The 19392-nt window shown below is 72.3% G+C and carries 18 protein-coding genes; 8 read left to right on the top strand and 10 right to left on the bottom strand.

The genetic code is table 11. The annotated features are described in order from the left end of the window. Positions 1 to 26 precede the first annotated feature (26 nt). The 3 genes from OHB01_RS32905 (at position 27) to OHB01_RS32895 (ending at position 3655) form a co-directional block, all read left to right on the top strand. Positions 27 to 1640: a glycoside hydrolase family 13 protein gene (locus tag OHB01_RS32905; RefSeq protein ID WP_328710263.1), complete on the top strand. Its 1614-nt coding sequence runs from the start codon at positions 27 to 29 to the stop codon at positions 1638 to 1640. 10 nt (positions 1641 to 1650) lie between these two features. Next, complete coding sequence (locus OHB01_RS32900) at positions 1651 to 2673, top strand: LacI family DNA-binding transcriptional regulator (RefSeq protein ID WP_142648336.1); 1023 nt, start codon at positions 1651 to 1653, stop codon at positions 2671 to 2673. Between the two features lie 88 nt (positions 2674 to 2761). After that, positions 2762 to 3655 carry a carbohydrate kinase family protein gene (locus tag OHB01_RS32895; RefSeq protein WP_328710262.1) on the top strand — a complete coding sequence of 298 codons (894 nt, stop codon included), beginning with the start codon at positions 2762 to 2764 and terminating at the stop codon, positions 3653 to 3655. Between the two features lie 332 nt (positions 3656 to 3987). Here OHB01_RS32895 and eda read toward each other — a convergent pair whose 3' ends face one another. From eda to edd, 3 genes are read right to left on the bottom strand one after another with little or no spacing between them, the layout of a single operon-like run. Further along, positions 3988 to 4605 (bottom strand): bifunctional 4-hydroxy-2-oxoglutarate aldolase/2-dehydro-3-deoxy-phosphogluconate aldolase, encoded by a 618-nt coding sequence (eda, locus tag OHB01_RS32890; protein WP_147942750.1) that lies wholly within the window; start codon positions 4603 to 4605, stop codon positions 3988 to 3990. Next, a complete protein-coding gene (locus OHB01_RS32885) occupies positions 4602 to 5561 on the bottom strand; it encodes a glucokinase (RefSeq protein ID WP_328854464.1) in 960 nt (319 codons plus the stop codon). Before OHB01_RS32885 ends, eda begins: the two co-directional genes overlap by 4 nt. Continuing rightward, positions 5558 to 7387, bottom strand: a complete 1830-nt coding sequence (edd, locus tag OHB01_RS32880) for a phosphogluconate dehydratase (protein WP_142648340.1) — start codon at positions 7385 to 7387, stop codon at positions 5558 to 5560. Before edd ends, OHB01_RS32885 begins: the two co-directional genes overlap by 4 nt. A 241-nt stretch (positions 7388 to 7628) precedes the next feature. Between edd and OHB01_RS32875 the strand changes: the two genes are divergently transcribed. Together OHB01_RS32875 and OHB01_RS32870 are read left to right on the top strand one after the other, a co-directional pair. Next, the gene (locus tag OHB01_RS32875; RefSeq protein ID WP_142648341.1) at positions 7629 to 8780 is read left to right on the top strand and encodes an ROK family transcriptional regulator; all 1152 of its coding nucleotides are present in this window, start codon (positions 7629 to 7631) and stop codon (positions 8778 to 8780) included. 506 nt (positions 8781 to 9286) lie between these two features. After that, positions 9287 to 9769 carry a hypothetical protein gene (locus OHB01_RS32870; protein ID WP_328854463.1) on the top strand — a complete coding sequence of 161 codons (483 nt, stop codon included), beginning with the start codon at positions 9287 to 9289 and terminating at the stop codon, positions 9767 to 9769. A 122-nt stretch (positions 9770 to 9891) separates the two neighbouring features. Here the strand turns inward: OHB01_RS32870 and OHB01_RS32865 are convergent, their stop codons facing one another. Continuing rightward, a complete protein-coding gene (locus tag OHB01_RS32865) occupies positions 9892 to 10242 on the bottom strand; it encodes a helix-turn-helix transcriptional regulator (protein ID WP_328854462.1) in 351 nt (116 codons plus the stop codon). A gap of 166 nt (positions 10243 to 10408) precedes the next feature. After that, on the bottom strand, positions 10409 to 11269 hold the full coding sequence (locus tag OHB01_RS32860; RefSeq protein ID WP_147942747.1) for a sigma-70 family RNA polymerase sigma factor: 861 nt from the start codon (positions 11267 to 11269) through the stop codon (positions 10409 to 10411). Between the two features lie 74 nt (positions 11270 to 11343). On the opposite strand from OHB01_RS32860, the gene OHB01_RS32855 reads away from it, so the two are divergent. From OHB01_RS32855 to OHB01_RS32845, 3 genes are all read left to right on the top strand, one after another. Next, complete coding sequence (locus OHB01_RS32855; RefSeq protein ID WP_205830359.1) at positions 11344 to 11760, top strand: DoxX family protein; 417 nt, start codon at positions 11344 to 11346, stop codon at positions 11758 to 11760. Between the two features lie 300 nt (positions 11761 to 12060). Then, positions 12061 to 12831 carry an ion transporter gene (locus OHB01_RS32850; protein ID WP_142648344.1) on the top strand — a complete coding sequence of 257 codons (771 nt, stop codon included), beginning with the start codon at positions 12061 to 12063 and terminating at the stop codon, positions 12829 to 12831. Positions 12832 to 12896: 65 nt separating this feature from the next. Then, positions 12897 to 13502 carry an HD domain-containing protein gene (locus OHB01_RS32845; protein WP_142648345.1) on the top strand — a complete coding sequence of 202 codons (606 nt, stop codon included), beginning with the start codon at positions 12897 to 12899 and terminating at the stop codon, positions 13500 to 13502. A gap of 120 nt (positions 13503 to 13622) precedes the next feature. Here OHB01_RS32845 and OHB01_RS32840 read toward each other — a convergent pair whose 3' ends face one another. The 5 genes from OHB01_RS32840 to OHB01_RS32820 all read right to left on the bottom strand — a co-directional run bounded on the left by OHB01_RS32840 (position 13623) and on the right by OHB01_RS32820 (position 19288). Continuing rightward, entirely contained in the window at positions 13623 to 14585 is a 963-nt protein-coding gene (locus tag OHB01_RS32840) for a zinc-binding dehydrogenase (protein ID WP_142648346.1), read from the bottom strand. A gap of 353 nt (positions 14586 to 14938) precedes the next feature. Beyond that, the gene (locus OHB01_RS32835; RefSeq protein WP_142648347.1) at positions 14939 to 15505 is read right to left on the bottom strand and encodes an AAA family ATPase; all 567 of its coding nucleotides are present in this window, start codon (positions 15503 to 15505) and stop codon (positions 14939 to 14941) included. Beyond that, the gene (locus OHB01_RS32830) at positions 15502 to 15783 is read right to left on the bottom strand and encodes a hypothetical protein (RefSeq protein WP_328854461.1); all 282 of its coding nucleotides are present in this window, start codon (positions 15781 to 15783) and stop codon (positions 15502 to 15504) included. The genes OHB01_RS32835 and OHB01_RS32830 overlap by 4 nt, the downstream gene beginning before the upstream one ends. A gap of 205 nt (positions 15784 to 15988) precedes the next feature. Further along, positions 15989 to 17350 (bottom strand): S8 family serine peptidase, encoded by a 1362-nt coding sequence (locus tag OHB01_RS32825; RefSeq protein ID WP_142648348.1) that lies wholly within the window; start codon positions 17348 to 17350, stop codon positions 15989 to 15991. A 396-nt stretch (positions 17351 to 17746) separates the two neighbouring features. Next, the gene (locus OHB01_RS32820) at positions 17747 to 19288 is read right to left on the bottom strand and encodes an LCP family protein (RefSeq protein WP_142648349.1); all 1542 of its coding nucleotides are present in this window, start codon (positions 19286 to 19288) and stop codon (positions 17747 to 17749) included. Positions 19289 to 19392 lie beyond the last annotated feature (104 nt).

Below are 19392 nucleotides of genomic sequence, written 5' to 3'. Positions count from 1 at the left end.
CCCTATATGAGAATCGGGGGATCCCAATGACCGAACTCGCCGTCCAGCCGTCCGCGGTCTCGACGCGGTGGTGGCGCGACGCGGTGATCTACCAGGTGTACGTCCGCAGCTTCGCGGACGGCAACGGTGACGGGATCGGCGACCTGCTCGGCGTGCGCAGCCGCCTGGGCTACCTGTCCGACCTCGGCGTGGACGCGATCTGGCTGACGCCGTTCTATCCCTCGCCGATGGCCGACTTCGGATACGACGTGGCCGACTATCGCGACGTCGATCCGCTCTTCGGCGCGCTTGCGGACGCCCAGGCGCTGATCGCCGACGCCCACCGGCTGGGCCTGCGGATCATCGTGGACGTGGTGCCCAACCACACCTCCGACCGCCACCCCTGGTTCGAGGCCGCGCTGAAGGCCGGGCCGGGCAGCCCGGAGCGGGAGCGCTACATCTTCCGGGAGGGCAAGGGCGCGTCCGGCGAGCTGCCGCCCAACGACTGGGAGTCGATCTTCGGCGGGCCCGCCTGGACCCGCGTCGAGGACGGCCAGTGGTATCTGCACCTGTTCGCGCCCGAGCAGCCGGACCTCAACTGGGAGCACCCGGAGGTGCACGAGGAGTTCGCCGACGTGCTGCGGTTCTGGCTCGACCTCGGCGTGGACGGCTTCCGCATCGACGTGGCGCACGGCATGGTCAAGGCGCCGGGCCTGCCCGACGTGGGCGCCCGGGGCCAGGCCGAGATGATCGGCGCGCAGGTCGTGCCGTTCTTCGACCAGGACGGCGTGCACGAGATCCACCGGGCCTGGCGCCGCATCCTCGACTCCTACGAGGGCGAGCGGATCGGGGTGGCCGAGGCGTGGGCGCCCACCCCCGAGCGGCTGGCCAACTATGTCCGCCCCGACGAGCTGCACCAGGCGTTCAACTTCCACTTCCTCAAGACGCCCTGGGACGCGGCGCTCTTCAAGGAGGTCATCGACGAGTCCGTGCGCACGGCGGCACTGGTGGGCGCGCCCTCGACCTGGGTCCTGTCCAACCACGACGTCAAGCGGCACGTCACCCGCTACGGCGGCGGCGAGCGCGGCCTGCGCAGGGCGCGGGCGGCGGCGCTGCTCATGCTGGCGCTGCCCGGCTCCGCATACATCTACCAGGGCGAGGAGCTGGGGCTGCCCGAGGTGCTCGACCTGCCCGAGCAGTACCTCCAGGATCCGCAGCGGCTGCGCGACCCCGACAGCGGGCGCGACGGCTGCCGGGTGCCGCTCCCGTGGACCGCCGCGGGCGAGCCGCCGTACGGCTTCACCCCGCCGGGCGTCTACGAGAGCTGGCTGCCGATGCCGGCCGACTGGCGCGACCTGTCGGTGGAGGCGCAGCTGCGCGACGGCGCGTCGATGCTCAGCCTCTATCGGGCCGCCCTCGCCCTCCGGCGGGAGCACCCGGAGCTGGGCGACGGCACGCTGACGTGGCTCGACAGCCCGCCCGGCACGCTCGCGTTCCGGCGCGGCGACTCGTTCGCCTGCGTGATCAACATGACGCGGGAGTGGGTGGAGACGGAGGCGCCCGGCGACCTGCTGCTGGCCAGCGGAGGGCCCGAGACGTCCGGCGAAAACGTGCGGCTCGCTCCCGACTCGGCCACCTGGTGGACCGCGAGGAATGTCTAAAGTAATGCTCATGAACAACACACGGCTCGCCGACATCGCCGCCCAGGCCGGAGTCAGCGAGGCGACGGTGAGCCGTGTGCTCAACGGCAAGGCGGGGGTCTCCCCGGCCACCCGCCAGGCCGTGCTCACCGCCCTCGACCTGATGGGCTACGAGCGGCCCCAGCGGTTGCGCCAGCGCAGCAACGGCCTGATCGGCCTGGTGATCCCGGAGCTCGGCAACCCGATCTTCCCGGCGTTCGCCCAGGCGATGGAGAAGTCGCTGATCCAGCACGGCTTCACGCCGATCCTGTGCACCCAGGAGCCCGGCGGAGCCCCCGAGGACGAGTTCACCGAGATGCTCCTCGACCGGGGCGTGTCCGGCATCGTCTTCGTCTCCGGCCTGCACGCCGACACCACCGCCAGGATGGACCGCTACAACCGGCTCACCGACCGCGGGCTGCCGATCGTGCTCGTGGACGGCTACAACGAGGCCATCCCCGCGCCGTTCATCTCGCCCGACGACCGGCTCGCGGCGCGCCTGGCCGTACAGCACCTGGTGGACCTCGGGCACGAGCGCATCGGCCTCGCGCTGGGACAGCGGCGCTTCGTCCCGGTCATCCGCAAGATCGAGGGCTTCCGCCAGGCGATGGCGCAGCTGCTCGGCCTGGCCGACGTCGACGACCTCATCCAGCACTCGCTGTTCTCCGTGGAGGGCGGGCAGGCCGCCGCCTCGGCGCTGCTCGACCGGGGCTGCACCGGCATCTTCTGCGCGAGCGACCTCATGGCGCTCGGCGCGATCCGCGCCGCCCGCGAGCGCGGGCTGTCGGTGCCCGGCGACGTGTCGGTCGTCGGGTTCGACGACTCGCCGCTGATGGCGTTCACCGACCCGCCGCTCACGACCGTGCGCAAGCCGATCGTCGCGATGGCGGCCGCCGCCGTCGAGACCCTGCTCGAGGAGATCGGCGGCACTCCCGCCAAGCACGTCGAGCTGGTCTACCAGCCCGAGCTCGTGGTGCGCGGCTCCACCAGCTCGGGCCCGCTGGTCAACCGCTGAGCCCCTGCCGGGGTCTCGCCTTCCCCGGCCCGGCGGCCACGCGAGGTCGCCACGCCGGGCTCTCCCGACCTTCCGCGGAGCGTTGCCAATGACCGATCATCCCATCGACGTCCTGGTCGTGGGCGGCGCCGGCGTCGACACGACCGTCTACGTGCCCGAGCTGCCCCTGCCGTACGCCGACACCTACGCCGTGCCGCCCGTGGTGGACCGGATCGGCAACACCGGCGCGGGGGTCGCGCTCGGCTGCCACGCCCTCGGCCTGCGCGTGAAGTTCGTCGACCTCATCGGCGACGACCCGCAGGGCGCGCTGATCCGCGGCCACCTCGCCGCCCGTGGCGTGGACTTCGCCCACGCCCCGTCGGAGGCGGGCACCCGCCGCAGCGTCCTGCTCGTGGACCCCGGCGGCAGGCGCCTGTCGCTGTTCGACCCCAGGGCCGTACCCGGCCAGCGGATGCCGCGCGACCTCTACCTGCCCGCGCTCCGGTCGGCCCGGCACGTCCACGTCTCGATCGTGGACTTCGCCCGGCACGTCTACGCCGACATCCCCGACGGCACGACGGTCTCGACCGACCTGCACGACTGGGACGGGAAGAACCCACATCACGAGGATTTCGCCTACTCCTCCGACGTGGTCTTCCTGTCGGCGGCCAGGCTCGGCGGGCGGCGCGAGGAGATCATGCGGGCGATCGCCGGGCGGGGCCGCGCGTCGGTGGTCGTGTGCACGGACGGGGCCGCGGGCTGCCACGTGCTGGCCGGAGGGCGGATCCGCGCCTTCCCGGCCGCGCCGCCTCCCGGTCCCGTGGCCGACAGCAACGGCGCCGGCGACGCGTTCGTGTCCGGCTTCCTGTACGGACGCCTGACCGGCCGGCCCCTGGAGGAGTGCGTACGGCTGGGCGCGGTGGCCGGGGCGCACGCGTGCACCTCGGAAGGCACGCACGAGGACCCGATCGGCCCCGACGCCCTGCTGCGCGCGCTGTCCTAAGGCTGCCCGTCAGGCTGCCCGTGAGGCTGTGCGCGGGGGTTGGTTATGGGGTGACGCCGGGCTCGCCACCGCAGGTGAGCGGTCGCGGGCCCGGCACCCATGGACGTGTCCGGGTCGCGGTCACGAGCATGGCCGCCGGCTCCGCCGAGGGAGGAAGGACGGACCGGCGAGCTTGAGGAGCCCCGGAAAGCGCCCGGGGGCGGGGCACTCGGGACCCGGCATGGCTGGGAGCGAACCCAGAGACCGGGGAGTGCTCGGGGCCCCGGCGCGGGTGGGAGCGCTCTGGAACCCGGAAGCGCTCAGGGACCCGGATCCGCTCAGGGGCGTAGCGCTCAAGGACGCAGCGCGGCGGCCTCGGACGCGAGCTTCTCGATCCTGGCGAAGTCGCCCGCCGCGACCAGGCTGCGCGGGGTGAGCCAGCTCCCGCCGACGCAGCCGACGTTCGGCAGGGCGAGGTAGGCCGGCGCGTTCGACGGGGTGATCCCACCCGTGGGACAGAACCGCACGTCGGGCAGCGGGCCGCCCAGCGACTTGAGATACGCGACGCCGCCGGCCGGCTCGGCCGGGAAGAACTTGAGCTCGCGCACACCGCGCTCGGCCAGCGTCATCGCCTCGGTGGCCGTGGCGACGCCCGGCAGGAACGGCACGCCCGAGGCGAGCATGGCCGCGAGCAGGCCGGGCGTGGTGCCGGGGGAGACGAGGAAGCGGGACCCGGCCTCGACCGCGGCCTCCACGTCCTCGGGCGAGCGCACGGTGCCCGCGCCGACCACGGCCTCCGGCACCTCGGCGGCGATCCGCCGGATGGCGTCGAGTGCGGCCGGGGTGCGCAGCGTGACCTCGATGACCGGCAGCCCGCCCGTGACCAGGGCCCGGGCGAGGGGGACGGCGCTGTCCGCGTCGTCCAGGACGACCACCGGGACGACCGGTGCGAGGTCGAGAAGGTTGCTCATACCAGCTCCACATCGGGATTTCGTTGGGCGAGCCAGGCGGCCGCACCCGTCAGCGCGGGCTGCTCGGCGGTGATCAGGACGGTGGCGATCGCGGCGGCGTACTCCGTCAGCGCCGGCGCGGTCGTCTCGAACCGGGCCCGGAACGCGCTGCCCGGGATCCGCGAGAGCAGGCGGGGCAGCACGCCGCCGCCCAGGTATACCCCGCCCCGCGCGGCGAAGGTGAGCGCCACGCCGCCGGCGAAGCTGCCGAGCATGGCGAGGAAGACCTCCACGGTCTCGGCGCACAGCGGGTCGTCCGAGGAGGTGATCTGCGCGGCCGTGCGGTCCTCGGGCGTGACGCCGCGCACGAGCGCGAGCCCGCGGTGCAGGCGCGGCAGCCCGGTGCCCGACAGCAGGTGCTCGGCGTCCACGTACGGCAGGCCGTCCGCGCGCACCGCCCGGACGATCTCCATCTCCAGGTCGGTGACGGCGGGAGCCGCGATGTGCCCGCCCTCGCCGGGCACCGGCTGCCACCCCTCCCGTACGGGCACGAGACCGGCCACCCCGAGCCCGGTGCCGGGCCCGAGCACGACCTTCGTCAGGCCGGCCGTCGGCGGCGGGCCGCCGAGCGGCACGAGGTCGTCCCCCGCCAGGTGCGGCAGCGAGATCGCCAGCGCCTCGAAGTCGTTGAGCAGCACCGTACGCGGGATGCCGAGCTCCTTGACGGACCCGGTCCATCCCGCGTTCGTCAGCCGGTATCGGTCGTCCTCGACCGGACCGGCGATCGCCAGGCACGCGGCCCCCGGCCGAACTCCGCCCGCATGGTCTGCGAGATAGGCGGCTACGGCATCGGCAAGGCCGAGATGCTGGGAAACGTCGAGTACGGCTACCGCCTCCGGCTGCCCTCCGGGCCGGGTCACCAAACCGAACCTGGCGTTGGTTCCGCCGACGTCCGCGACCAGCCAGGGAAGGCTCACGCGGCACCTCCGAAGACGCTCGCGCCGCGCTCGGCCGGGCCGACCGTGCGGCGGAACGAGGCGAACAGCTCGCGGCCGGTGCCGGCCCACTGCTCGTCGGTCAGCGGGGCGCCCTCCGGCGTACGACCGGTGAGGTCGGCGAGCACGGTGAGGGTGCCGGCGGCCGAGTCGAGGCGGATCACGTCGCCGTCGCGCAGCAGCGCGATCGGCCCGCCGTCGGCGGCCTCGGGAGACAGGTGGATCGCCGCGGGGACCTTCCCCGAGGCGCCGGACATGCGGCCGTCGGTGACGATGGCCACCTTCTGGCCGCGGTCGAGCAGGACGGCCAGCGGTGGGGTGAGCTTGTGCAGCTCGGGCATGCCGTTGGCCCGGGGGCCCTGATAGCGGACGACCGCGACGAAGTCCTGCCCGTCGAGCTCGCCCCGCTCGAACGCGGCGAGCAGGTCGAGCTGGTCGTCGAACACCTTGGCGGGGGCCTCGATCACCAGGTGCTCGGGCTTGACGGCGGAGACCTTGCTCACCGCCCGGCCCAGGTTGCCCGTCAGCATGTGGATGCCCCCGTCGGGGGAGAACGGCTCGGCGACCGGCCGGAGCACGTCGGTGTCGGTGCTGGGCTCGGTCCGCTCGTCCCACACCAGCGCGCCGTCCTTGAGCGTGGGAGCCGAGCGGTAGAGGCCGAGTCCGCGCCCGGCGACCGTGAGCACGTCCTCGTGGAGCAGCCCGGCGTCGAGCAGGTCGCCGATGAACACCGCCATGCCGCCCGCGGCCTGGAAGTGGTTCACGTCCGCCTGGCCGTTGGGGTACATGCGGGTGATCAGCGGCACGACCTTCGACAGGGCCGCCATGTCGTCCCAGGTCAGCTCGATGCCGGCGGCCGCGGCCATGGCGACCAGGTGCATCGTGTGGTTGGTGGAGCCGCCGGAGGCCAGCAGCGCGACGACCGCGTTGACGATCGCCTTCTCGTCCACGACCTCGGCGACGGGCGTGTACTCCGCGCCGTGCGGGGTGATCGCGACCGCCCGCCGGGCCGCCGCCGCGGTCAGCGCGCGCCGCAGCTCGGTGTGCGGGTTGACGAACGTCGCTCCCGGCAGGTGGAGGCCCATGACCTCCATGAGGAGCTGGTTGGAGTTGGCGGTGCCGTAGAACGTGCAGGTGCCGGGGGAGTGGTAGGACGAGGCCTCGGCGTCGAGCATCTCCAGTCGGCCGATCTTGCCTTCCGCGAAGGCCTGCCGCGCCCTGGCCTTGACCTTGTTGGGCAGGCCCGAGGTCATGGGCCCGGCGGGGACGAATATCGCCGGCAGGTGCCCGAAGCGTAAGGCGCCGATGAGCAGTCCCGGGACGATCTTGTCGCAGACCCCGAGCAGCAGGGACGCGTCGAACATGTCGTGCGACAGCGCGATCGCGGTCGCCATCGCGATCACGTCGCGGCTGTAGAGCGACAGCTCCATGCCGGCCCGGCCCTGGGTGACGCCGTCGCACATCGCGGGCACGCCGCCCGCGACCTGTGCCACGCCGCCCGCCTCGCGGACCGCCCGCTTCAGCTCTGGCGGGTAGGTCTCGTACGGCTGGTGCGCCGACAGCATGTCGTTGTACGAGGTCACGATGGCCACGCCCGGCTTCGCCGTACCACGCAGGCCGATCTTGTCCTCGGCAGGTGCGGCGGCGAAGCCGTGGGCCAGGTTGGCGCAGCCGAGCCGCCCCCGGGCCGGCCCCCGCTCACGCAGTTCGGCCCCGGCGCGGCGCACCCGCTCCAGGTAGGCCTCGCGGCTCTCGCGGCTGCGCGCGACCACGCGTTCGGTGACCTCGGTGATAACGGGGTGCGTCACGGAAGGTTCTCCTCCTGCCGGGGCCGCCGCGAGGCGGGGTCCAACTCGCCCCGGATCCTTCGTCCCGGGACGTGTGCCCGGCCTGACGTCCGGTCTTCGACCCGTTGATCGGGCACCAGGTGTCGATCGGGCACGGAAGGGACAGTATCGGGAAGTTATGCGACTTTTCAAGCCGACTTTTGTAACTTCGAATGAATAAGTCATTGAACTTAGGTGAGCTTCTGTGCTTCACTTACGCTCGATGTCACGTCTAGCCACGACCGGCGAGGTCCTCCAGCTCATCCGGAGCGGGGAGGCGGTGACGCGCGCCGACATCGGCCGTGTGACGGGCCTGTCCCGACCGGCCGTCGCGCACCGCGTCAGCGACCTGCTGCAGCGCGGGTTGATCGTGGAGGACGCCGAGGGGCCGTCCACCGGCGGCCGCCCGCCCATGCGACTGCGCTTCGCCACCTCCGGGGGAGTCGTCCCGGTGGCCTCGCTCGGCGCCCGCCGTACGCAGATCGCGCTGTGCGACCTCGCGGGCGAGGTGCTGCACCGCACCGACCTGGACATCGACGTCGAGGAGGGGCCGGGCGTCGTCCTGCCCCTGCTCATGGACACCTGGGAAAAGCTGCTCGACGGGCGCGACGACGTCGTCGGCATCGGCCTGGGCGTGCCTGCGACCGTGGAGTTCGCCGCCGGCCGGGTCGAGAGCGCCCGCGTGATGGCGAGCTGGACCGGCGTGGTGATCCCGCCGATCATCGCCGAGCGGTTCGACGTGCCGGTGCTCGTGGACAACGACGTGAACGTCATCGCGATGGGCGAGCACCGGGTCGTCTACGCCTCGGAGCTCGACGACCTGCTGTTCGTGAAGGTCTCCACCCGCATCGGCGCCGGAGTCATCTCCGGCGGCGGCATCCTGCGCGGCGCGCTCGGCGCGGCCGGGGAGATCGGGCACATCCCCGTGCGGGACGGCGGCGGAGTGCTGTGCCGCTGCGGCAACCTCGACTGCGTCGACTCGGTCGCCAGCGGCACCGCCATCCTGCGCGACCTGCGGGCGAAGGGCCGCGACGTGATGTCGCTCGCCGACGTGACCGCCCTGGTCCGGGCAGGCGACGCGGAGACCATGGCCGTGGTGCGGCAGGCCGGCCGCTGGCTGGGCGAGGTCATCTCCGGTGCGGTCAACCTGCTCAACCCCGCCGTCGTGGTCCTCGGCGGCGACGTCGCCGAGATGTTCCAGCCGCTCGTGTCGGGCGTGCGCGAGGTCGTCTACCGGCGCTCGACCCAGCTCGCCACCCGCAGCCTGCGCATCGAGCGCAGCCGCCTCGGGCCCGGCGCCGGCATCACCGGCTGTGCCCTCATGGTGCTCGACCACGTCCTGTCGGCCCAGGCCGTCGACGCCGCCGCCCGCTGAAGTCCGCCGTCTGGCAGAGCGGCGTTGTCGGGCGGAGTGACGCTGTTGGGCGGAGTGCGCCGGCGAACACACGGCCTTCGTCGCGGCGCCCGTGAGCGGCTCGCCTGACAGGAGGCCGGACGGAACCCTGCCGCGAAGCCGCACATCACAGGATCACGCGGTTCGCGGGGTGCGCAAGGAGTGCCACGTGTTGGCCGGGCGGGCGTGATGCTCAGGGCGGGATGCTCAGGGCGGGATGCTCAGGGCATGGTGCCCGGGGAATGCCCGGCGAATGGCCGGTGGACGCCCTGGTTCGCCACGCGAGCAGCCAGGAGAGTGGAGCCATGACCGGTGCATGCACGCCGACGCGCGGCGGGGAGCGCCGCTGTTTCCCCACTCCGGCGTCGCCGACGTGAAGGTCCGCACGAGGCGGTCCTCCGGAGACGGTACGGCGCTCCGCGGACCGCTGACAGCCGCGACGACCGGCGCCGGTCACGCCTGACGGATGCGATCGGAAGGACGACATCATGACCGTGCGCTCCTTGACGAAGACGACCATCGGACTGGGCGCGGCGTTCGCGCTGATGGCGGGGGCCATCGCGAGCGCAACCCCAGCCAATGCGCAGGTGCGGGGGGAGGTGCGGCGGGCAGTGGGGGTGCAGGGGGATGCGGGGGTGCACGCGGAGGTGGGGGTGCAGGGGGAGGTGGGGGTGCAGGGGGAGGTGCAGACGCAGGCGAGGGCGGAGCCTGCCACGGCCGGGTTCGCGCCCGCCGTGAGCTGCTCGATCTCGCTGCCTCCGTCGGGCTCCTTCCTGGAGGCCACCTACTCCCAGCCCAACGCGTGCGGGAAGTGCGTGGCCGCGGGCAGCGCATATGAGGCGACCGGGAACTACCGCGCCTACTGCCGGAACCTCCGTGACGGCGGCACCGTCGTCGCGGTCCAGCTCTGGCTCTTCTGCGTGGTCTGCAGAAGCGGTGAGCCGCTTGTCAGCCGTGCCGTGATGGCCTGAGACCGCCACCCGCGGCGCGCTTCCCCGGTGACGTTCGGGAAGCGCGCCGCGGGTCGTCACGTCGGCACCGGCCGCAGGTGTCCGGGTGACCGGAACTGGGGTGACCGGCATGGGCTCGGTGATCAGTGCCAGGCGTCCAGACGCGACCGCCACCGGTGCGACCGGCAGCGGCACGCGGATCCGACCCGCACGGAGGTGGCCTCACTGTCTTGCCGGACCGGTTCGCGGCACGCGGCCGCGGCGAGCAGGGCCCGCTCCCGCCCGTCCAGGCCCAGCGCCTCGGCCAGCCGCCGAAGCGACGCGCTGCGGGGCCGCCCCACGGCGTCGCCCTCGATCCTGCCGATGGTGCGGACGTTGACGCCCGCCCGGTCGGCGAGCTGCTCCTGGGTCAGCAGCGCGCGCTCCCGCCAGGCCCGGATGAGCGCCCCTAGGCTTCGAGGCTCCTTTTCACGTATGGGTGTCGTCCGTTTCATGGCTCGACTCTCCCGGCGGCCCGAGCATGCGCCAAGGACGGCTGCGGCGGCAGGTCCGGAATCTTGGACTGTCCGTCCGTCACCCCGCCCCCGCCACGGCGAGGCGGGCACGCGACGCGGTCAGAGGCGGGGACGCGATGTGGTCAGAGGCGGGGACGCGACGCGGTCACGGGCGGAGAGCCGCCAGGTCGACGTGCCGCAGGCGGCCCGGATCGTCGATCATCTCGATCGCGGTGATCTTGTCGTGATCGAAGGTGAAGGCCAGCGCCCCGATGAGGCGTCCTTGCGGGACGATCGCGAGGCCAACGGCGCCGTCCACCAATGCGGGCCGTACGAACCGGGCGGCACGCGAGAAGGTGAGCGCATGGGCGCCCACGGCTCGCGCACCCCGCACCGGCTCCGCGTCGCCGTCCCTGAGCAGGACATCGGGATCGAGCACGGCGAGCAGCCCGTCGAAATCACCATGCCGCAGCGCGGTGAGGAAGGCGTCCACGACCCGCCGCTGCCGGGCGATGTCCACCTGCCGGGGCGGGGTCGCGCCCACGACCCGTCTGCGGGCCCGGCTGGCGAGCTGACGGGCGGCGGCGGGGGACCTTCCCACGATGTCGGCGATCTCGCCGAAGGGCACGGCGAAGACGTCGTGCAGGACGAAAGCGAGCCGTTCGGCGGGGGCGAGACCGTCGAGCACGACCATCAGCGCGGGACCGATCGAGTCGGCCAGCAGGGCCTCGGCTTCGGGATCTCCCGCGTCGTGGGCTTCGGCGGCGGGCTCGGCGGTGACGTCGGGAAGGGGTTCCTCACGGCGGTTGCGGCGCGCGCGGAGCATGTTCAGGCACTCCCGGGCGACGACGGTGGTCAGCCAGCCCGCGAGGTTGGCCACGCCGGCGGTGTCGGCGCCGCTGAGCCGCAGCCACGCGTTCTGCACCGCGTCGTCCGCCTCCGCGTGCGAGCCCAGCATCCGGTAGGCGACCGCCCGCAGGTGGGGCCGCTGCTCCTCGAAGCGTACGGCCAGCCCGTCTTCGTCCATCGGTCACATCCTTCCGCCGCCGGGGTTCATGGCGATGAACCCGGACCCTGCTCGGATGTGACAAGGAGCATCTCATGGCAACGATTTCGAGCAGCACCAGGAACTGGGCACGCGTGCGCGCGGCCGGCTACTGGACGTCCACCGTGGCGGTGACGGCCGAACTGGCGATCGGCGGCGTCTGGGACATCGCGCGGATTCCGTACGTCAGCGACCTGGTGACGCACCTGGGCTATCCGTCCTACTTCCTGGTGCTGCTGGGCACCTGGAAGGTGCTGGGGGCGATCGCCCTGCTCGTCCCGCGTTGCGCGCTGGTCAAGGAGTGGGCCTACGCGGGCGTCTTCTTCACCTACACCGGGGCCGTGGTCTCCCACCTGACCACCGGGTACGCCGTGGGCGAGGTGTGGGTGCTCTCCATGCTGACCGCGCTCACCGCGGTGTCCTGGGCGCTGAGGCCCTTCGGCCGCCGCACCGGCGGTCTCGCTGAGCGGTGACGGTGTGCCGCGTCGGCCGTCTTGCCGTGCGGCGAGAGCGTGCCGCGCCGGCCGTCTTGCCGTGCGGTGACAGGGTGCCGCGTCGGCCGTCTTGCCGTGCGGTGACAGGGTGCCGCGTCGGCCGTCTCGCCGTGCGATGAGAGCCTGCCGCGTCGGCCGTCTTGCCCCGTGGTGAGACGGTCGGCGGCGGCGTGGCCGGTTCGAACGCCGTCAATAGGAGCGCCAAGGCCGGGTAACGGAAATGTCCCCGGGGGGCACTAGGCTCTGTGCCGATCTTTCAGTGCCTCCCAGGAGTTCTTCGTGCGTGAACGTGTCCGCCGTCTGATCGAGTCGCCGCGGTTCCAGCAGGTGATCACGGTGGTGATCCTCTTCAACGCGGCCACGCTGGGCGTCGAGACCTCGGCCGAGGCGACCGCCCAATACGGCACGGAACTGCATGTCGCCGACCACGTCGCCCTGTACATCTTCGTGGCGGAGATCCTCGCCAAGATCTACGTCTACCGGTGGCGGTTCCTCCGCGACGCCTGGAACGTCTTCGACCTGCTGATCATCGGCTTCTCGTTCCTCCCCACGGCCGGGGGCCTGTCGGTGCTGCGGGCGCTGCGCGTCCTGCGGGCACTGCGGCTCATCTCGGTCGTGCCGTCGCTGCGGCGGGTGGTCTCCGCGCTGCTCACCGCCATCCCCGGCATGAGCTCGATCGTCGTGCTGCTCGGCCTCATCCTGTACGTCGCCGGCGTCATGGGCACCAAGCTGTACGGCGCCGCCGCGCCCGAGTATTTCGGCGACCTGCCCACGTCGCTGTACACGCTGTTCCAGGTCATGACGGGCGACGGCTGGTCGGAGATCAACCGCCAGCTGATGGAGAGCCATCCCTCGTCGTGGATCTACTTCGTCATCTTCGTGCTGGTCTGCACCTTCGTCGTGCTGAACCTCTTCATCGCGGTCGTGGTGAGCGCGATGGAAGAGGAGGCCAGGGACACGGACGACCGCTCGACGCTGGCCGAGCTGTCGGCCCTGCGCGAGGAGATCAGGAGCCTGCGTGAGAGCCTCGGCGAACGGGTGCCCTCCTGATATCCCCGTGCCCTCCTGACATCCAGGGCCGCCAGCCGATGATCATCGCTTGCTAGACTCCGCCCATGCGGCTTCCGACGGACGCTGAGCTCCGCGCACTGCACGCGAGACACGCGCCGACGGAGGAGGCGTTCGACCTCGTCTACACGCACTGCGAGATCGTCTGCGCTATCGCCTTGCAACTGGCCGACCGCGCCGACCGCGCCGGGCTCGACGTCGACGCCGACGTGGTGCGGGCCGGAAGCCTCCTGCACGACGTCGGCGTCTACCTGCTCTACGACGAGGACGGGCGGCTCGACCACGCCGGTTACGTACGCCACGGAGTCCTCGGCCACGAGCTGCTCCGCAAGGAGGGCTTCCCCGAGAGGCTGTGCCGGTTCTGCTCCCACCACACGGGCGTGGGGATCAGCCGGGACGACGTGCTGCGACAGGGCCTGCCGCTGCCTTCCCGCGACTACCTCGCGGAGTCGGCCGAGGAACGGCTTGTGATGTTCGCGGACAAGTTCCACAGCAAGACCGACCCGCCGAGGTTCGTCACCGCGGACACCTACGCGGCCCATGTGCGCCGCTATGGCGACGACAAGGCCGAGGCGTTCGCGTCGATGTGCGCCGCCTTCGGTGTCCCCGACCTGCGGCCGCTCGCGGCCGCGTACGGGCACGAGATCGTGTGACCGCGACCGGCAGGGGCCGTGGGGCCACCGGATTCGTCCGCAGTGCTCCGGCCTTCAGTCCGGTAGAGGTGCCGCGCACGCGGCACGGGCTGGAGCCCGGCCTTCAGGCCGGCGAGCGCGTCACGGGGTCAGGACGATCCTGCCGAACACCTCTCCGGCGTCCATCTTCCGGTGCGCCAGCACGGCCTGCTCCAGCGGCAGCACCTCGTGCACCACGGCGTGCAGCGCGTCGCGCCCCGCGGCGGCGAACTGCTCGATCCGTACGGCACGCCGGTCGGAGGCGGCAACGGTGTCGGCGCTGAAGGTGGCGAAGGACAGCGACTTCCGGAACGCGGCCATCATCGTCGTGCCGAAGTCCGCCGGAGGCTGCCCTCCGACCACGCCGACGACCACCAGCCGGCCGTTCGGGTTGAGCCTGTCGAGGAAGGAGGGCAGGTCCGGACCGGCTACGACGTCGATGACGATGTCGTAGCCCGTAGGAGCGTCCTCGCCGCCCTCACCGGAGCGGTCCAGCACGTGGGTCGCGCCGAGCTTGCGCAGCCGCTCGCCGCGCTCGGCCGACGAGGTGGTGACCGCCACCGCACCGGCGCCGCCGCGAGCCGCGAGCTGTACGGCCAGGATCCCTATGCTGCCCGCCGCGCCGCGCACCAGCACCGACTCTCCGGGGGCGAAGTGGGCGTGGGCGAGGGCGAAGTGGGCCACCACACCGGAGCTGCCGAGCGTCACCGCGTCGACGGCGGACAGGTCCGCGGGAAGGGGGACGATCTCCTCGACCGGGGCGACCGCCTGCTCGACGTAGCCGCCGCCCACGCCGGTGGACGCCCACACCCGCTGGCCGATCCATGAGGTGTCGACGTCGTCGCCGACGGCGATCACGGTGCCCGCCACCTCGCCGCCGGGGATGTGGCCTTCCGTGAAACCGTAGGCGGCCAGAGCGCCGCTTCGGATCACGGCGTCCACGCCGCCGACGCCGATCGCCTCCGTGGCGATCAGCACCTGCCCGGCGCCCGGAACCGGGGCGGGGAGGTCGATGACGGCCAGACCTTCGGGAACTCCGAACGCCTTGATCGCGACTGCCTTCACTGTTGTCTCCGTGTTTGGGGATCGATCGGTCCGGGGCGGCTCAGTGCGCTTGCGGGCCGTCCCGGGGAAGCGCGGAGCTTCCACGCCTCGGACGCTAACGAACTCCGCCGTCCCGGCGGCCGAAGTGAGAACGGTGCGCGACCACTTGACTCGGATCCCGCGTCGCGACGCTCCAACGGTCCGCGAACGCATGCGCGAGCACCCGGCGAGCAGCATGCAAGAACGGTTGAGGGTGCGGCCCACGCTCTCGCCACCAGGCGGTGCTCGGATCCCGCGTTCCGACGCTCCGGATGGTCGTGAACGCATGCTCAAGCACGTGGCGAGCAGCACGCGGGAACGGTTGAGGGTGCGGCCTACGCTCTCGCCACCAGCCGGTCGATCTGGACGTCGAGCGGAGGCGCGCCGAGGCGGTTGTCGACCTCCTCGTACGGCACGGCGGGCGGCTCGTCGACGCGGATGGCGCGCAGATATTCGGCGAAGTTCTCCAGCTTCTGCCCGTCCCTGGCGAGGCCTCGGCGGAGAAGCCGCTCACGCAGCGTCGGGCCGTCGGAGCGGATCCAGATCAGGTGTACGTCCGGCCCGCCCAGCGCCTCCACCCACGCGTGCCAGAGCGCCGCGTCGTGCACCTGGGAGGTGAAGGGCCCGCCGAGCATCACCGGGCACCCGTGGGAGCGGATCTCCCTGGCCGTCGCCGTCATGCCGGCGTACTCATGCCGTTTGACGTGCTCGTCATACCACGGCCCCTCACGCTCGCCCGTGGGCCTGCCGTACGCCGCGAGTGTGGCCTCGACGAAGCCGCCGTACATCGTGTCCTTGTCGAGCAGGGCGGGCACGGGGTCGAGACGGGCCAGCAGCAGCTCGCAGACGGTCGACTTGCCCGCGCCCGGCGGACCGGACACCACCCAGACGGGAGCGGTCATCGCGGCGGCCCGTAGGGCTCGATGGGCGGATCGGAGTAGGGCCCGCCGTCCGCCGCCCCGCCGTCCGCCGCCCCGCCGTCCACAGCCCCGGCGTCCGAGTCGCCGACCCGCCGGCCGGCCTCCTCCGTCACCCGCAGGACGTACAGGTCCTTGCGGGGATCGACCGGCACCAGGCCGTAGCCGGTGTCGACCTCGTCCTCGGCGAGGCCGAGTCGCCGCATCGCGGTCTCCAGCGTCGCGGGCGCGGTGAGCCGGACGGTGATGAGCACCTCGGCCACCGGCCCCGCCTCCCTCTGCTGGACGTCTCGTCACCGGACGGCGCGGCGGCCCCAGGCCGCTTTCGTCGCACACCGCTTCCGCGGCCCGCATGACTCAGGCCGTTTTCGCGGCGCCGCGTTGTTCAGCCCGCTTCCACGGCGCTGTGTCTGCAGACCGCCTTGGCGGCGCTGCGTTGTTCAGGCCGCCTTCGCGGCGCTGCGTTGTTCAGGCCGCCTTCGCGGCTCGGCGGCGCAGCGCGGCGATGATGCCGGCGGCGTCCACCACGCCGTACCCGTAGTCGTGGTCATACCCTACGGCACTGCGATCATCGGCCGTCCGGCGGAGCAGCGTACGGAGCTGGGCGGGCGACAGCACCGTGGCAGGCCAGCGGGAGCGTACGGCGGCGACCAGCCCGGCCGCGACAGGGCAGGCGGCCGAGGTGCCCGAGTCGGGCTCGTCGTCGCCGAGCGCACCAGACCCGGCGAAGTGCGTGTAGGCGCAGAAGTCCGGCTTGCGCTTGGTCAGCCGGCCGGGGCCCTGCGAGGAGTAGCCGACCCGCATCCCCGCCGTGTCGACCCCGCCGATCGAGAGCACGCTGGGGTGGGAGTTGGCCCCGACGATGGGCCGGTCGGGGAAGGCGCACCTGCTGTCGCGGCACTGCGTCCCGCAGTTGCCCGCGGCGAACAGGATGTCCGCCCCCGCTTCGGCCAGGCTGCCGACGATGAGGTTGAACGGATGGGCCGCGTTGTCCGAGTAGTTGCCGGGGTGTCCGGGCGGGAAGTCCCAGCGCGGAGAGAACGACCCCCAGCTGTTGGTCACCACGAGCGCCCGCGACTCGGCGGGCTGGGCGTCGAGTACCTCGCGCAGGTGCGCGTACGCGGCGATGGCGTCGGACAGCAGGCCGTCGAGCGTCGAGCCGCCCTGCCGCCGCGACAGCAGCACGGGCACGTCCACCAGCGACGCCTTGGGCGCGGCGATGAGCGCGTCGAAGGCGCACATCGAGCCGTGGTCGACCGCGAAGTCCCCCGGGGTCCCGGAGACGCCCTCGGGGCTCCAGCTCCGTTCGTGATCCACCGTCACGTCCTGCCCGCGGGCGGCCTTGACGTACGCCGCGTTGATGCCGGTGTCGACGACCGCGAGGCTGACGCCGGAGCCGTCCAGCCCCTCGGCCGTCAGGTCGGGCACGCGCAACAGCCGTTCGACGTCGTGCCAGTCACCCACGGCCGGGTCGCCCCCGCAGGTGAGCGAGGTCTCGATCACCGGGTCGGCGTACACCGCGACCACGTCGCGGCGGGTCGCGGGCAGGAGGGCGACCCTGCTGGTGACCTCGTCGTCGGCGATCTCCCCGCGGACCACGACCGAGGCGTCCTGAGGCGCCATGGAGAAGACCAGCGGCTGGTTGAGCGACAGCGGGTCGCCGCCGGGGGATGCGGGCATCGGGCGAGGCACGGCCACCGGGGCGTACGAGTGGTCGAGGACCACCCCGGGCAGGCCGTCGGCCACGTCCGACGCCGCCGCGGGGACCGACGGGTCGGCGACGGCGGCGACCAGGTCGGGGGACGGACGCAACTGGATGAGTACGCGCACGACGAGTCCACTCCGTTACTGTGCGGATCGTGACTGGGTGGATGCGTTACGTGACAACCATGCTGCATCGGGAAGGCGGCGTCCACGCCTTCCCGTAAAAACGGCCTGGTGTCGCCCGGTGGGGACTCCTGGCCGGAAGCCCCGGTCTGAAAGCCCCGCTCAGCAGCACTCCGTCCGGCAGCACTCCGTCCGGCAGCACTCCGTCCGGCAGCGCTCCGTCCGGCAGCGCTCCGTCCGGCAGCTTCGGCCGAAAGCGCCGGCCCGGCAGCCCGCGCCCGAAGGCCTCCGGCCGGGCAGCCTCGGCTCGGCGGCCCTCGGCCGGAAGCCTCCGTCCGATGCCTCCGCTAGGCGGTTCTCGCGGCGGTAGGTTCGCGGTTCTGGCTCAGCCGCGCCGTCTCAGAAGCCGCAGAGCTCCGAGAGGTTCTTGGCCGCCTTGTCGTTCGTGGTGGGCGTCGCGCGGGGGCTCGCCCCGGCGACCACCGGCGTACGGGAAGGGGACGGGCTCGGCGACGCGGACGGGGAGTGCGAGCCGGAGGGAGTGGCGGACGCCGCCGATCCGGCGGACGTCATCGGCGAGGCGGTGGCCGCGACGGTGCCCCGCTCGGCCATCGACTCCCGGATCGCCTCCCGGGTCAGCTTCCTGATCTTGACCCAGTCCGGGTTGCCGGTATAGATGAGCGGCGGCACGAACTGAAGGCTGGTGATCTTGGCGTTGCGCACCTTCATGCCGAGCGGGACGAGGTGCTCCAGCAGGTCGCGGGGGATGTCGGTGCGGAACAGATGCCGAGCAGCCGAGGCGATCTTGTTGAAGTTCGCGAGCACCGTGGCCGGGGTGACCTGCTGGGCGAGCGCACCGATGACGCAGCGCTGGCGGGCCATGCGGGAGAAGTCGTCGCTGTCCACCCGCGAGCGGCCATACCAGAGCACCTCCTCGCCGTTGAGCGTCCGGTAGCCGGCCTTGATGGTGCCGGCGGTGCCGAACTTGCCGCCCCACTTGATGTCCTGCTGGACCCGGATCTTGAGCCCTCCGACCGCGTCGATCAGGGCCGCGAAGCCGTACATGTCGACCATCGCGTAGTAGTCGATGTGCAGACCGAGGGTGTAGCCGATCGCGTCCTTCAGCGCCTGCGCGCCCCTGTTCTTGCCGCCCATGATCTGGGGGTTGTTGTCGGCGTAGTACCAGACGGAGTTGAGCAGGCCCTGCCCTTCGGCGTTGAAGCCGTTCGGGAACACCTTGTGAAGGGGGCTGCTCGCGGGGAAGCGGACGTACTGGAGGTTGCGCGGCAGGCTGAACAGGACGGTGTTGCCGGTGGCGATGTTCACGCTGGCCACGGTCATCGAGTCGGTGCGCACCCCGATCCGGTTGCCCGCCGCGTCGCCGCCGATCAGCAGGAAGTTCACGCGCGTGCGGCCGTTCCACGGGTCCTCGGCACGTACGGGGACGGGGGTCGAGCCCTCCGCCGGAGCCGTGACGTCGTCGAGTAACTGGCTGGCCGTTCTGATCGTGTTCGCGGTGAAGGCGAACGGGGCCATCACGGCCACGCACAGGACGCCCGCGACGACGCCCGACACCACCTGGCCGGTCTGCGTCAGGCGCTGTGGCCGCAGGGCGACGAACGACAGGAGCACGAGAGCGAACCAGGCGAGCGCGCACACGGCGGCTCCGGCCATGACGGCGGTCATCGTGCTGCCGCGCAGCGCGACCCCCGCGTTGTCCTTCAGGCGCAGGACCAGGATCACCAGGGCGACCAGCACGACGCCGAACGTCGCCAGCAGCGCGATCCCGGTGCGGCGGTTGCCCGCCCGCAGATGGGCCGCTCCGGGCAGGACTGCCGACAGCGCCGTCCAGCCGATCAGGGAGGCGGTCGTCAGCGGAGGGCCGAAACGCGGCTGTCCGCCGCGCGGGGCCGTCGTGGGCGGCGCGCCCAGGGGCGGCATGCCGTCCTCGCTCCGGCCATGCCGGCCCGTGTCTCCACCGGCCCGACCTGCGTCCCCTGGCCGGCTCGCGTCTCCTGGTCGGCTCGCGCCAGGCTGCCCGGGAC

This window comes from Microbispora hainanensis, from assembly GCF_036186745.1.
GTDB lineage: Bacteria > Actinomycetota > Actinomycetes > Streptosporangiales > Streptosporangiaceae > Microbispora.
This window is presented reverse-complemented; position numbering and strand designations above follow the sequence as displayed.

What these genes read in the sequence shown, in the direction of transcription:
- OHB01_RS32905 (WP_328710263.1), top strand. Translation starts at nt 27, where the DNA reads ATGACCGAACTCGCCGTCCAGCCGTCCGCGGTCTCGACGCGGTGGTGG.
- OHB01_RS32900 (WP_142648336.1), top strand. Translation starts at nt 1,651, where the DNA reads ATGAACAACACACGGCTCGCCGACATCGCCGCCCAGGCCGGAGTCAGC.
- OHB01_RS32895 (WP_328710262.1), top strand. Translation starts at nt 2,762, where the DNA reads ATGACCGATCATCCCATCGACGTCCTGGTCGTGGGCGGCGCCGGCGTC.
- eda (WP_147942750.1), bottom strand. Translation starts at nt 4,605, where the DNA reads ATGAGCAACCTTCTCGACCTCGCACCGGTCGTCCCGGTGGTCGTCCTG.
- OHB01_RS32875 (WP_142648341.1), top strand. Translation starts at nt 7,629, where the DNA reads ATGTCACGTCTAGCCACGACCGGCGAGGTCCTCCAGCTCATCCGGAGC.
- OHB01_RS32870 (WP_328854463.1), top strand. Translation starts at nt 9,287, where the DNA reads ATGACCGTGCGCTCCTTGACGAAGACGACCATCGGACTGGGCGCGGCG.
- OHB01_RS32865 (WP_328854462.1), bottom strand. Translation starts at nt 10,242, where the DNA reads ATGAAACGGACGACACCCATACGTGAAAAGGAGCCTCGAAGCCTAGGG.
- OHB01_RS32860 (WP_147942747.1), bottom strand. Translation starts at nt 11,269, where the DNA reads ATGGACGAAGACGGGCTGGCCGTACGCTTCGAGGAGCAGCGGCCCCAC.
- OHB01_RS32855 (WP_205830359.1), top strand. Translation starts at nt 11,344, where the DNA reads ATGGCAACGATTTCGAGCAGCACCAGGAACTGGGCACGCGTGCGCGCG.
- OHB01_RS32845 (WP_142648345.1), top strand. Translation starts at nt 12,897, where the DNA reads ATGCGGCTTCCGACGGACGCTGAGCTCCGCGCACTGCACGCGAGACAC.
- OHB01_RS32835 (WP_142648347.1), bottom strand. Translation starts at nt 15,505, where the DNA reads ATGACCGCTCCCGTCTGGGTGGTGTCCGGTCCGCCGGGCGCGGGCAAG.
- OHB01_RS32820 (WP_142648349.1), bottom strand. Translation starts at nt 19,288, where the DNA reads ATGCCGCCCCTGGGCGCGCCGCCCACGACGGCCCCGCGCGGCGGACAG.